Here is a 13,729-nt window from a genome sequence, read left to right on the forward strand (position 1 = left end):
AAGTTTGTTACCTTTACTTTATGTTTTTATTTTAAAATATTCAAAGAATATTGTTTTTAAACCAATTAATGGAGCTGCTATGTCAGAACATTCCTCCCCATCAAAGCCTTCTCAAAGCCAAATGTTGCTTGCGGCGATCGCTGCTATGGCCCTTATTGTGGTGGCGGTTTTTGTGTTATCGATGAAAAAAGATAACCCGAAGGAAAATAAAAAGTTTGAGCAAGATGTCGTAGTACCCGCAGCACAAGTCTCACAGCTGAATACGGCAGGTTTAAAACCAGAACAAGCAGAGCCTAGTGCAGAGCAAGCAGTGAATGCGTCAAATAGTGAAAACACGGCATCTCAACAGCAAGTTAATACCACGATTAATACGCAGCCGAGCCTAGTGCAGCCAGAGCCGGTTGCAAACGTTAACATTGCAGCGCCAGCGCCTTTGAAGCTGGACGATAGCGATAACGCGGTACGCAATCGTATTGCAGAATACATGGCAGAAAAGTCGGTTGAGTTGTTTGTATCAGATGACATGATCAGACGCATGGTGGTATTTGTTGATAATACCGCCAAAGGGACCATAGCGAAAAAGCACATGCCAGTAAATCGCCCAGCAGAGGCATTTATGGCGTTAGAAGACGATATCATAGTGACAGACCCTAATAGTTATGAGCGTTATACCCCATATGCCACCATGTTTGCTAATCTAAGTACTGCACAAATTGTACGCTTATATCAGCAATTTCAACCCCTTATTGTAGAAGCCTACGAAGAGATTGGTTACGAAGGTGATGAATTTAACGGTGTGCTGGTACAAGCTATTGAAGAGCTATTAGACACCCCAGTGCCTGAAACGACCTTACCATTGATCAAAAACTCAGTGACTTATCGCTATGCGTATCCTGAATGGGAGCAGTTAAGTGATGTACAAAAGCAGTTTTTACGTATGGGGCCAAATAATATGAAAAAGGTAAAACAACGTTTAGTGACCTTGCAAAAGCAGTTAGCTGAGTAAATTACTACGACCAATTGTTTGATGTTTAAGCAGTTGGTCGTAATTAATGAGTTTTTCCTTGTAACTGATAACAATTCTAGAGATAATTACCCCGCGCCTAACAAGGCCCACTATGGTGGTCTTATTGGTCCTCTCGCAACAATAGCATGTGAACCTGGTCAGGCCCGGAAGGGAGCAGCCACAGCGTGTGACTTGTGTGCCGAGATGTGGCTGGTAAGACTACCACCCAATCTCCTCGTTTTTGTTGTTTGAAGTATAAGTCTGCAAATTTGTAGTATAACCCCGCATAAAAATTGAAATATAACCCTGCATAGCCTACTTTTAAATCATCTCACATGTTCGGTGATGGTTATGATCAGGCGTAAACTAAAGCACTCCAGAGTTAAAAACCTCTACAAGTTTGCAAGTCAAAAGAACAAAGCCACTTGCTTAGTAGAATCATCCTTAGAGTTCGATGCATGCTTTCACTTTGAATACTCTCGTGAAATAAAAACCTTTGAAGCACAACCGTTAGGGTTTGAATATGAGTTTGATGGCAGAATTTGTCGTTACACGCCTGATTTTTTGATTACGCATCATGAGAAGCCGCAAAAATATATTGAAGTTAAGCCTTACAGTAAAATCGCAAATCCTGAATTTAGAGCACGTTTTGCGCAAAAGCAGTTAGTTGCCAAAGAACTCATTTGTATTGAGCTCATATTAGTTACTGATAAACAAATTCGTGTTTATCCAACCTTAGATAATTTAAAGTTGCTTCATCGTTACTCTGGCTTTCAGTCATTAACCGACCTTCAGCTTTCCATTATTCAGCTACTTAATCAGTTTCGAAAACTGACCATTCAAGACTTGGCAATGACGCTAAAAGCCTCCATCGGTGAGGTACTTGCCTCTGTATATCGGTTACTGTCTTTAGGTAGTGTTAATTCAGACTTAAACACAGAGCTTACGTTAGAGTCGGTGATTTGGGCTGATGGAGTTTGAAGACGAGTTTAACGTTGAGGAAGAACCCCAAAAGTTAGTTGAAACCGCTAAAGCGGAAGAGCCTAACCCTCAACCTCGCGATTTAGAGTCACTACCTGAGGAAGTGCAGGCAGCTACACTTGCTCGACTTAAATATATCAAGTGGCTTAAACAGCGTTTAATTGGTGGTTGGACACAAAAAAATTTAACACCATTACTGGATGAAATGCCTGAATTTCAAGGACAAGAAAAACCAAAGTGGCGCACGGTTGCTGGGTGGCACGCTGACTATATTAAAGCCGAGGAAGACATTCATGCTTTGATCCCAAAGCACCATCGTAAGGGCAACCGCCAAGCCCGCACCGATACAGACAAATTCTTTGAACTTGCTCTCACTCGTTATTTAACCAGAGAAATGCCGTCTGTTGCGTCAGCGTATCGATACTATTGCGATCAAATCGTTTTAGAGAACGACAAAGTGTTAGGTGAGCCACTAAAGCCACTCACTTATAAAGCGTTTAAAAACCGCATTGATAACTTGCCTCAATATGACGTGATGGTTGAGCGCTATGGTAAACGCTTGGCCGATATTGAATACAACAAAGTGATGAGCCATAAAAGGCCTACTAGAGTGCTTGAACGAGTTGAGATAGACCATACACCACTGGATCTCATTCTACTGGACGATGAACTTGATGTGCCATTGGGAAGACCAACCTTAACCTTGCTCATTGATGTTTACAGCCACTGCGTTGTTGGTTTTTATCTAGGTTTTCAGAGCCCTAGTTATGATGCTGTGCGCAGAGCAATAAGTCATGCGATGAAGTCAAAAAGTTACCTTAAGAACACCTATTCAGAAGTCGTAAATGAATGGCCATGTTGCGGAAAGATAGAAACTTTAGTGGTTGATAATGGTGCCGAATTTTGGTGTCAGTCATTAGAACTTGCATGCGAAGAAGTTGGCATAAACATTAGTTATAATTCTGTTGGTAAACCTTGGCTAAAGCCCTTCATTGAGCAGTTCTTTAAAACAATCAATGATATGTTGCTTTCGCCATTGCCGGGTAAAACATTCTCAAACATGCTTGCCAAGCATGAATACAACCCAAAAAAAGATGCCATATTGCGTTTTGGCACCTTCACTATGTTGTTTCATAAGTGGATTGTTGATATTTATCATCAATCAGCTGATGCGAGATTTAGATACATCCCCAATGAAGACTGGAACAAAGGGTTTGCTGCACTGCCTCCTGCACAGTTAACGGAACAAGATACTGACAAACTTGATGTTGTTATGTGTATGGCGAAAAAGGTCACTTTACGTAAAGGCGGAATTACCTATCTACATATCAGATATAATAGTGACGAATTAACTTTATATCGTAAACAATATACTCCTAAAACAAGTATCAAGATAAAGGCAAAAATAAACCCAGATGATCTGTCGTATGTATACGTCTACCTAGATGCCTTAGAGCACTATATAAAAGTGCCAAGCATTGACTCAGAGGGCTACACAATTGGCTTGTCTCTGATCAGGCATAAAATCCATCTTAAGTTTCACAGAGACTACATTCAAGGCAAAGTAGATCTATTGGGGCTTGCCAAGGCGCGGCAATTTATTGATGAGCGAGTGAAAGAAGAAGCGCGACAGCTTAAAAACGTAGGGTCAAAAACCAAAGTCACTGGCACCAAAGCAATTGCTAGAGCGCAGGGCGTAGATAATACTCAAGTCAAATCCATTGCTAAAACGCCTAAAACAAAGCAAACCGAACCAACCCCCGCTGATACGAAGCCTAGAAAAGACGGTGATAACTGGGATGACTTTGTCTCAGATCTTGAGGCGTTTTAGTTATGCTGACCGAAGCTAAAAAGGCAAAACTCAATCAATTCAAAGCGGTGTTTATTGAATACACCATACCAAAGACCATCATAAACGACTTCGACAAACTGCGAGTGCACCATGACCTTGTAGGTGAAAAGCCATGCATGATGTTAAGTGGTGATACTGGATGTGGTAAATCGGCACTCATTCAACATTACTGCAATAGCAATCCACCGCACTTTGCCGATGGCCGGCGCAAAGTACCTGTACTGCTGAGCCGAATACCGAGTAACCCATCAATTGAATCCACTTTAAAGCAGTTACTACACGACCTTGGACAGTTTGGTGCTCAATCTAGCAAGCGAGTTAGAAATGGCAATGAGATAGCGCTGGCTGAAAGCTTGGTTGAGCAATTAAAGCGCTCGGGTACGGAACTAATTATTATTGATGAGTTTCAAGAGCTTGTTGAGAACAATCTAGGTAAAAAGCGCCGAGACATTGCGAACCAGTTTAAATACATCAATGAAAAAGCAGGGATCTCCATTGTATTAGTCGGTATGCCTTGGATAGATCAAATAGCCGATGAGCCTCAGTGGTCATCACGTATTTTTATTCGCCGCTTTATTCCTTACTTTAAAATTTCAAAAAAAGAAGAGCTTCAACTTTTTATTCGTGTGCTTAAAGGATTTGCAAATAGACTGCCATTTTCAGACAAGCCTCGTTTTGAGGATTTGGATATTGCATTATCGCTTTTTGCCATTTCAAATGGTTGCCTTCGAAAGCTGAAAAACTTCTTAGACTCAGTACTTACTGAAGCACTTATCACTGATGCAGTAACGCTAAACAAGCATTGTCTAAGTTCTGCATTTAAGGCTTGGCGGCCAGAACTCGACAATGTGTTTGAGATGAATGTTAATGAAATTCAAGGTTGTGAAGTGGAACAGTACTCAACGTTTAAACCTGATGGGCCTCAAGACGAAGACCCATTTATAGATACCCAGTTTTGTAAGAAAGTGCCACTTGTGCAGTTGCTGAAGAAGTAAATTTTGTAGTTACGTTTTAACTTAAAGCCTAATTTCCAAATGCAATTTATATATGATTAGGGTAGATTTTTTTATTTTTTAAGTCAGCTATGAACTGTGAAAACAACGGACAGACGATCTAACTCATTTTTGGACATAGACGTGTTAGAGACGAAGGGCTGCTTTGTGCCAAACACGGTCGCTCAGTACCTTTATCTCTTGTTAGGTGCTATTTGATGCACTCTACTTTAACTTTGTTTATAAAACAATGAGTTGAACCTGACTGTTTACTAAAATGATCACCAACTTTAATCTGTTCTTGTGTGAGGGTTACTCTGGAGTGGTGAAGCTTTTTTATAGTGCCTTTTACGGGTTTAATTTCAAACAACGACATTTGATGATTCTTAGTATTCCACTTTGCAGTAACAACGGTACCTTCAGCCACAAAATCTAATACTGAATTCCTCTCTTGAATTGAAAGAAATACCCCGAAAGATAAAACTGGAATTGCTAGCAATAAAAACTTAAGAAATGTAGGCATAGCTCCCTTAGCACCTAACGCTTATTTAATTTTGTCCTAGTTTGGCGCCTTGTTAGACATTTTTAAACAATTGCTAACTAGCCGCTCTCGATTTGTTAATGTAAATCTATCTAAATGAAAAAAGTATTTCCCTTCATCACCAGAGGTGATGACTAATTGATTATCAGTTAAATCTACATTCTTAAACTTCATGATTGAAGAGGTTAATAGCCCTAACCTATGGCACTTCATGTTTTCATCTTGGCAATTAAAACTTACCTGCAATGAACTGGAAAATTTATAAACTATATATACGAAACAAAAAACAAGCCAACTATCAAAAGGATTAATGTCAGCCCAAAATTCAGAACCAAGAAGTATAGCGAATAATAAATCTATAAATAGAGCTATTGCGAGCCAAATAGCTACATATTTTATTAAAAGCTTAGCTTTGAATTTATCAGAATAGTTAATTTTCTTACAATAGCCTGTTTCAACATCTTGAACCTTATAAAGAGTAAATATTGCAGCAAGAAATATTACTACTTGCACAACAATAAACCCCTTAGCCGCACTATTCATTAAAATAGTACTATTGTTACGACCTACTAAGAAAACTCCACCAACATAGTCAGCAAAAAGAACGTAGAATAAAATATAAGTTCCAGTTTTTAACATCATTACTCAATTGAATGTCTAACGCCGCCATAAGCGGTGAGTAACAGTTAGCTGTAATGGAGCGAAGCGGAACGAGCTAACTGTTACGAATCCGACTTCATGGCCTTGTTAGCATTTTTAGTATGCTTTTCCCTGCGTAACATTCAGGTAAAACCTATAGATAAAAGGAATTTTATATACTTTTTCATTTTTAGCAGTTTTCAGCTCAAAAAAACCTACCTCGGAAAGCTTATTTGCTTTTGTGAGAGCCTTATTAGAATTGACTCCCCAAACAGTGCACAGCGTTTCAACATTGTGCTCTGCTTTCTTATTTTCAAATGCAAGTATATCTTCTTTAAATTCAGGATGTTCTGCAAAAAGTGTTCTTAAAATCCGTGTTTTAGATACCTCAAAAGCTGCATTTTTTATTGCGACTTTACTTATAATGTTTGGCTCTTCCACATTATTGTTTGCAATATCTTGTTCGTTTATTTCTTGCGATATCATTTCATTATAATAGTGAATCAATTCCCTAGGTGGTGTGCTATTTAAACCATCTCTAATTCTACTTAGTACCCATTCGAAAGTTTCGGATTGCCTTTCTCCTACGTCAACCTGTTTCGGAAACATCTTATAATAAAAATCTTTTTGCTTATCATAGTCAGCTAATATTTCTTGACTATCTACATTATATTGTTCGAGCAAAAGAGTGTTTTGAAGGGCTCTACTTACGATCAAATTCAAAAGATTTCTGCTATTCCATGATATTGTTATATCTCTATTAACATGGCTCGCTTCCCTAAATCCCTCCTGAGTAATTCTATTCCAAATATCATCTCTCAAGAATATTTTAAGAAAAATTGACTCATACTCTTCTAGGTCTCTATAAACTTTAAAAAGGGCTCTCAAAGCATTTTTTTCTAATTCAACAGTTTGGTCAAACGCCACATCTAATCGGTCACATAGAATCCACCCTACCTTCCCGATTTCACTAAGATATTCATTCAGTGTATCCAAGAGATCATCAACAGAGCTATATCCCTTAGTCTTTAATTCTTGATCAGGAGTATGAAATGTAATCTTTCCCGAAACACCTCCTTCTAACCCTAAACCTCCCTCAAGACCTTCAACCCTAGTTAGTTGCTTAGCAAAATTCTTTGCGCTAGCTAACAATCTCTTAATTGTGTTTTTTTCCTCAATCAATCCAGCTTCAACAAGCTTATCCGCGACTACCTTAGCAGCCCCCTCACACATTTCATTTTCTATAAGCCAATTAACGATGAGCTGACAAAAATATACTTTCCAAAGTGTAATAAATTCATTTTCTTGAGTAGGAGGTTCACTGGACATATCAGAAAAAACTGTTTTACCTGTTGGCTTCTCTGCGGATATAAGAAAGATATTTCTTTCATATAAACTATCTCTTTTATTCAGTAACAAAGTATATAGGGCACTTTTTCCTGCACCTTTACTACCAAATATGATATCAACCTCACCTTTAAATAATTTCTTCCAAGGCTGTGTTTCAACGAAATATGTAGATAGAGCATTTGCTTCATTCTCAGCAACTTGATTGCCAAATGTTACTTCTTCCAAATTCATTTATATTCCTTATTTATCTGTATAACACTGAATGCTAACAGCTTATTGAGCACCATTTTGGTGATTTATAACACACCAAAACGGCGTATATCACATACCCTGATAATTTCACCGATAATTACCTTTGTAAACAAGTAATTAAAATAGCGAGGAATTAAACATGTTATTTTGCCCCGAAACGGCGTTTAATAATGTTATCGGACAAAATTAGGTTCCTCCAAAGAAGTAGGAATAAATTTAACTTTTTCAGTGTCTGGTTATCGCTCAAAGCTGAATTTCGGCAAAGTGCCATGAGCTGACGTTCACAACTTATTGCCCTCAAAAAAACTTACAAAAATGTGTCAGTAATTTAGCTAGATTAGCGATCTGCGAATTAGCTCCAGTATGGGGAAATAACTAAACTTAGATGTCGACAACAAACTAATAAAGACAATTGCATATCAATTAGTTATTATTTACCCACCTTTTTGTGCTGGGCTTCGAAAAAGCGTTTAACAGACACATGCATTCGATACATCACGAGTAGTAAATCAAACTTCATTTTTCGTACCTCCGTATTGTAGAAAGAGCCTTACCATGACCCATACTGTCACTTCATCTGATATAGCCAACATAGAACACGCATTGGGAGTTCTCAGTCGAGCTGCTAATGCTAGTATTCGAGGCTATTTAACTCAGGTAACTTACACCGCTCTACAATGGGTTAATCTTGACAAAAATGAAGTACTTGTTGTCGAAGGTCGCGAAGATTTAGATCATTTCATTCTTGACTCTGATAGAAAAGTTATAGGTGTGAGTGAAACACAGCTCAAAGATCTCACTGATGCGGTCAACGTTAGGTCAGATGCAGTTTGGGAATCTATCTTTAATTTTTTGTTGTCATACAAATATCATAAAGAAGGTGGTCGAAATGTTCGCATGGTGTTCGCAACTACAGCAAGTTTAAAAACTCAGAAGACCTCTTCATCTACAGGTATTAAGAAGGCAAAAAAGCAAGAACGGCTAGAGCTGGAGATAGACGTCATATCTACTTGGTCTTCACTACTTGAACAGAAGAATGGAAAACTAAAACCTGAGGTTGAAAAACTAACGGCAGCAATTAATGCCCTATTTGATAAGTATCTAAAGCCTAAAATATCAGATGATGATCGCGAGGCATCAAGTGCCGAAAAGCAGTATGCTAAAGACGTACAGGTCGCGATTGGCTTTCAAGAGGACAATAAAAGTTGGACCGAATTTTTCACTTCAGTAAGTTGGATAACAGACCTACGCTCTGCTTCAGGTATAGAAGAGCAGCTCAAGACAACTATCGAAGCTGAACCCTCAATGTCCAAACTTCCAGCAAGCGAGTTCGCTCAGATTCTTATTTATCAGGTTCTATTAGCATCCTCAAAATCAGAAATATCTGAGCGAATTCTTACTCGTGCTTGTCTTCAAGAGATTACCTCTCGGAGTGTTGACGAATTACGTGATTGGGCCACTCGTAATGGACTCATACATCTTGAAACCTGGCAGCAACATGTTGAAAAAGCTCTATCAAAGCAAGGTGAACGACTAGAACACCTTGAATGCACAGTTGCAACAGTATTACCTTCACATGAAAAGGCTTGGACAACAATTAAGAAATTTACGGATCTAACGCGTAAACGTATCCGAAACACTATTGGCGACATTTGTCTTGAACGCACCGAACAATTGAATGCCCTTGAAGAAAATCTAATTGCGAGTAAAACCGTAGTGGTCCTTGGGGCCTCAGGAGCAGGAAAGTCCGCACTCGTTCGAACCTACACCGAAAACTTAGATTCTCAGAATGGACTCACTCTTTGGTTAGGAGGTAGTTCTCTTGAGCGCCCAGATTTACTTGCACTCAACGCAGACTTGAATCTTGGGATGCCATTTAATCAAGTATTTGAATACAATTCTAACTCCAAATTATTGGTACTTGACGGACTAGACCGGGTATTTGAAGTTTCATCGCTGTCAATCGTATCTGACCTACTGAATATTCTTAGGGTAAATAAAGAAGATGCTTTATGTGAACTCATAGTTACTTGCCAAACTCAGGATTGGCCACATTTAGAAGAACGTCTACATGACGTAGGTATTGATACCTCCGGTTGGGCATTATACGAATGTGAACCCCCGAGTCATAATGAGCTATCACCTGTTTGGGACTCTATACCAAAAATTAGTCGAATAGCACAAGAACCACACTTAACTCCGCTACTTCAGAACCTAAAAGTTCTCGATTTAATAGCATCTCAGATTAATCGATCTGGCTATGAAGATCCCTTAGTTGGTGAAAATAGTGTTGCATCTTGGTTTTGGCAAAGCCAAGTATTGAGCGGAAAATATCGTCACCGTCGAAATCTAATCTTGATGCGTATAGCAGAAATGCAAGCTGACAAACTTCGACTTTCAATCCCGATGACAGATCTCCCTTCTTCTGAAATAGCGATTGTTGAAGAATTCGAATCAAATGGGATTTTGATCATCGATGAATACAGTAATGTTCTTTTTTCCCACGACTTATTCGCCGACTGGGCTCGTCTACGCCTACTACATTCTAAGGAGGATTACCTTCTAGAATTCTTGCAATCTCGTATCGATTCCCCTTTATGGCTCCGAGCTATTCGACTCCTAGGTATTGAACTGCTTGATACTAAGAGAGATGTGCAAGATTGGAAAACTCTATTACGCAGTCTCCAAGAAATTGGAGGGGGATCTACAGCTGATTTGCTTCTTGATTCTATCGTCTTTGCCGTGGACTCCAAGACACACTTAGAATTACTTAAAGATGAACTTTTATCAGATAATAGCGATCTCCTTCGCCGCCTACTAAAGCGTTTCTTGGCTTTTGCAACGTTACCAGACCCTAGGATGAAGAAAGTTGGCAAGCTGTTTGGTCTTAAAGATACTGATATTTCTTGTTCATTCAGATACCCCAACTGGCCCTATTGGCCTGCTGTACTTGAGTTCCTTTATGCTTATCGAGAACAAATTTCCGAAATTGCACCTAATGAAATTTGTAAAGTGGCTAAGTTATGGTTGGATCACACCAAGCCACAAACCAGGTACAGACGAGAAACTGGTGAAATAGGCATTCTACTCGGAGAATATGCGCTCTCTACATCTGCACATAGACAAAGCCAAGAACTCTCAATAACAGATTTATTTATTCTTGCCTTGTCAGGGTTTCCTGAGTGTGAAAAGGAAGTTATCGATTTTGCATTGAAAGCATCGGAGCGCACTACAGAAATAAAAAGAGAATCTCCTACTAATTTCTATGACTGTAGTAACATATATCACGACTTAGAATATGAACATTCTGAAGATGCGCCAAATAATGAAGTTAGTGATTTTTTTCGTTCTGCTGTGTTAGAGAAAGGGGGGCTAAAGCATATAATTCTGTACCGACCTAAAGTGGCACGTGAAGTTATATTGTCATGCCTTTTTACGCCTAAGTCATCCATTGTTCCAACTGCATCAAGGAGCCGAGAGTGGGATGCTGATTTTGAATCCCTTTACTCCTGGCCTACTCCAGCACATTTTAGAGGTCCTTTTCTCGACTTGCTAAAGGCAAATTTTGTGGAGGGTGTCGAAACAATATGCAGGATAATTGATCACGTCTCAGAGCAATGGCTCGAACGGCGAACATATGAAGGAAACAAAACTTCTCATAATATCTATGATTCAAACTCTCTTGGAGTTCTCGAAGTAGAGGTTGACGGTATCAAAAGAACATTCCTAGGGGATGGTCGAACCCTTGGGTGGTCCGCAGGTTTAGGGAGTCCTATACCAAACAGCATCATAACATCAGCACTTATGGCTCTCGAGCAGCACCTATACACTGAAATAGATTCTGCTGATATTCACTCTATGCTCAGCACTATCCTAGAACGAGCACAATCAGTTCCCATTTTTCACTTGTTATTAGATGTTGGCCGTAAAAAAACTAGCCTATTCACAGGTTCTCTAATGCCGTTGCTTGGGATAGCTGAACTTTATTTTTGGGAGAGTCAAGTTCAAGCTCAGGGACGTCGCCATCTTGATATGGTATCACTACGACAAGATTCATACTCTACAAAAATTCAAAGGGAATTTAATGCATTCCCTCATCGCAATTTAAAACTTTGGGATATTGCCTGTCGTCTTTTCTTAACAAATGATAGTGTTTTCAAATTCTTGCAGAGAAAGGTTATTGAGTGGGAAAAAATAATTGCTGAGATTCAACCCTGTGAAAATAGTGAAAGACTTTGTCAGCTCGTCCATTCTTTTACTAAGGACAACTACAGCCCTGTCATGTCAGAAGATGGCATAGTAAAAGCGTTCACTTATACTCCCCCTCAATCAGAAGAAGAACAACAAAACGACCAATCTAGCCGTATATTCAGAGCCCGCGACCTTATTCTATATCAAAGTCAATGCAGACGTTTTATTGAAGATGGGAAGTGTATGTCCGAGAGTGAATTGGAAGCATTCACAGAAAACCTAGAAAACATAAAAGAAATCTGGCAAAAAGACTTTGAACAAGGCTATAGACCCGAAAAAGAAAGTAACTCTGAAATATTTGATCAATTTGAACTTCCAAATTTATCAGCAAATGCTCTTTGCGGTGGGATTGCTGTGCTTCTATGTCTTCACATTGAATGGGTCAATAAACAACCTGACTTGGCTAAGTGGTGCCAAGAGATATTAACTCAACTCATTTTAACTCCTCCTCCACATAGTGGTATAGACACTCATGAAAATGTTTCCACCTGGGAATGGGACTGCTTCGCAGCAGAAGCTATTGTTGCTCTTTGGCAGCTAAAACCACAAGATTCAGAACTAAGGTTATTGGTTGCCAGATTGGCCTTTTGTTTCCACAACGAGGCGGTTGGACTTCTTGTGCGTAGTGTTGAAGCAATGGCCCCAAGCCGATATGGAGACCTATTACGATTACGAAGGCTCGTTTTTGAGTGTTCTTATGTGAGAAAGCAAAGCGAGTTTATTGCTAGGATAAAACGTCATCATAATCTTTCAAATGAAGGGGATATAGAACAGTTAAATAATGCTCTAGAACGTTGGTGTTTAAATCTTATTGAAAGTTTCGTTAGTGGAAGCCTAGATGCCTCTCTTATAGATTGGGAGAGTATTGGTAATAAAGAGCTACTAGCGAGCTACGGTGAAATAGGTCTATTAGACCGCAACGATCATATGGACTTTGAGTTGTTAAAAACTGCTCATAAGTACACATCTCAACTGACTGAAAATATTTCAGATGAAGAGAGAGAATACCGGGTAGGCTTTTTGAAGAGTTCTTTGGCTTATAGCATTAAGAGGCTAGAGTGTAGCAGAAGTGATTACTCTGAAACATACCCCAGTGAAGATGAAGTCTGGCTACTTGAGAAGCTTTCTTTTGCGGTAACTATGATGAGAACAGAAGAAAACCCAGAGTTTATATGGGATAAGCTACTAAGCTTTCCCCCTAAGTATCACCGTTGGGCAGAGACTTTTCTTGAGTTTTACTATTTATCAATCCTTCAGTTTGACACCATGCCTCGACACATAGTCAAACTTAGTATTAAGTTTATCGAAGAAGCGTCTAAATTACCCAAAGAGCATTCTTGGAACAACAGAGAGGATGTCTGGTTAGCTTTGTATGGTGTACACCATAGCACCTTAAACCTATGGAAGTCCCAGCATTCTGACTTAGCTAGTTCACTTTGGTCATGTATAAGGGAGTGGCTGTCTCAAGACCTAATAGATTCGAAGAAAATATCTTCTGTCGCCCAATGGCTTACATCTGACGCGACTGCTCACATTCGCGTTAATAGTCTTAGTTCTCTAAAAAAAGTAGTAATAGTGCATAGCAAGAATTGGTCGCAACGTGAACGAAAAAACACGGAAAGTGCAATTGCTAAACTACTTCTGTCAATATGGGAAAACGAGGAAAAAGCTTTGCGTCGTTCAGAAGATAAGCGCGCAAACTTTCAGTTTTTACTTCGGTGGCTGGTAGATAATCAACATAAACTTGGCCTTGAACTCACAAGAAAAATTGGCCGACTATGATTATATCGTTCGGTACACCATAAACACAAAACCCAACGATGGAATGAAAATGCCAAGTGTTGGGAATCACTCTTAAATGTTTG

At 39.2% G+C, this 13,729-nt stretch carries 8 protein-coding genes and 1 other RNA gene; 6 read left to right on the top strand and 3 right to left on the bottom strand.

Features of this window, described 5'->3' with window-relative positions; all coding sequences use genetic code 11:
* Positions 1-79: 79 nt before the first annotated feature.
* The 5 genes from J8M01_RS03410 (at position 80) to J8M01_RS03430 (ending at position 4,834) form a co-directional block, all read left to right on the top strand.
* A complete protein-coding gene (locus J8M01_RS03410) occupies positions 80-1,006 on the top strand; it encodes a DUF3014 domain-containing protein (protein WP_211056990.1) in 927 nt (308 codons plus the stop codon).
* Positions 1,007-1,128: 122 nt separating this feature from the next.
* Positions 1,129-1,225, top strand: an RNA gene (gene ffs, locus J8M01_RS03415) — signal recognition particle sRNA small type.
* Between the two features lie 132 nt (positions 1,226-1,357).
* Positions 1,358-1,987 carry a TnsA endonuclease N-terminal domain-containing protein gene (locus tag J8M01_RS03420; RefSeq protein ID WP_211056991.1) on the top strand — a complete coding sequence of 210 codons (630 nt, stop codon included), beginning with the start codon at positions 1,358-1,360 and terminating at the stop codon, positions 1,985-1,987.
* Positions 1,977-3,818 (top strand): Mu transposase C-terminal domain-containing protein, encoded by a 1,842-nt coding sequence (locus J8M01_RS03425; protein ID WP_211056992.1) that lies wholly within the window; start codon positions 1,977-1,979, stop codon positions 3,816-3,818. The genes J8M01_RS03420 and J8M01_RS03425 overlap by 11 nt, the downstream gene beginning before the upstream one ends.
* 2 nt (positions 3,819-3,820) lie before the next feature.
* The gene (locus J8M01_RS03430) at positions 3,821-4,834 is read left to right on the top strand and encodes a TniB family NTP-binding protein (RefSeq protein ID WP_211056993.1); all 1,014 of its coding nucleotides are present in this window, start codon (positions 3,821-3,823) and stop codon (positions 4,832-4,834) included.
* A 208-nt stretch (positions 4,835-5,042) separates the two neighbouring features.
* On the opposite strand, the gene J8M01_RS03435 is transcribed toward J8M01_RS03430, so the two are convergent.
* From J8M01_RS03435 to J8M01_RS03445, 3 genes are all read right to left on the bottom strand, one after another.
* Positions 5,043-5,354, bottom strand: coding sequence for a hypothetical protein (locus tag J8M01_RS03435; protein ID WP_211056994.1), 312 nt, complete (start codon positions 5,352-5,354; stop codon positions 5,043-5,045).
* Positions 5,355-5,390: 36 nt separating this feature from the next.
* Positions 5,391-6,014, bottom strand: a complete 624-nt coding sequence (locus J8M01_RS03440; protein WP_211056995.1) for a hypothetical protein — start codon at positions 6,012-6,014, stop codon at positions 5,391-5,393.
* Between the two features lie 114 nt (positions 6,015-6,128).
* Positions 6,129-7,592: a hypothetical protein gene (locus J8M01_RS03445; RefSeq protein WP_211056996.1), complete on the bottom strand. Its 1,464-nt coding sequence runs from the start codon at positions 7,590-7,592 to the stop codon at positions 6,129-6,131.
* A gap of 624 nt (positions 7,593-8,216) precedes the next feature.
* On the opposite strand from J8M01_RS03445, the gene J8M01_RS03450 reads away from it, so the two are divergent.
* Entirely contained in the window at positions 8,217-13,646 is a 5,430-nt protein-coding gene (locus J8M01_RS03450; RefSeq protein WP_211056997.1) for a hypothetical protein, read from the top strand.
* Positions 13,647-13,729 lie beyond the last annotated feature (83 nt).

Origin of the sequence: Pseudoalteromonas sp. MMG005 (assembly GCF_018101015.1) — a bacterium.
GTDB classification, from domain to species: Bacteria; Pseudomonadota; Gammaproteobacteria; order Enterobacterales; family Alteromonadaceae; genus Pseudoalteromonas; species Pseudoalteromonas aurantia.

Coding starts and splice junctions, on each gene's coding strand:
- J8M01_RS03410 (WP_211056990.1), top strand. CDS start 80: ATGTCAGAACATTCCTCCCCATCAAAGCCTTCTCAAAGCCAAATGTTG.
- J8M01_RS03420 (WP_211056991.1), top strand. CDS start 1,358: ATGATCAGGCGTAAACTAAAGCACTCCAGAGTTAAAAACCTCTACAAG.
- J8M01_RS03425 (WP_211056992.1), top strand. CDS start 1,977: ATGGAGTTTGAAGACGAGTTTAACGTTGAGGAAGAACCCCAAAAGTTA.
- J8M01_RS03430 (WP_211056993.1), top strand. CDS start 3,821: ATGCTGACCGAAGCTAAAAAGGCAAAACTCAATCAATTCAAAGCGGTG.
- J8M01_RS03435 (WP_211056994.1), bottom strand. CDS start 5,354: ATGCCTACATTTCTTAAGTTTTTATTGCTAGCAATTCCAGTTTTATCT.
- J8M01_RS03440 (WP_211056995.1), bottom strand. CDS start 6,014: ATGATGTTAAAAACTGGAACTTATATTTTATTCTACGTTCTTTTTGCT.
- J8M01_RS03445 (WP_211056996.1), bottom strand. CDS start 7,592: ATGAATTTGGAAGAAGTAACATTTGGCAATCAAGTTGCTGAGAATGAA.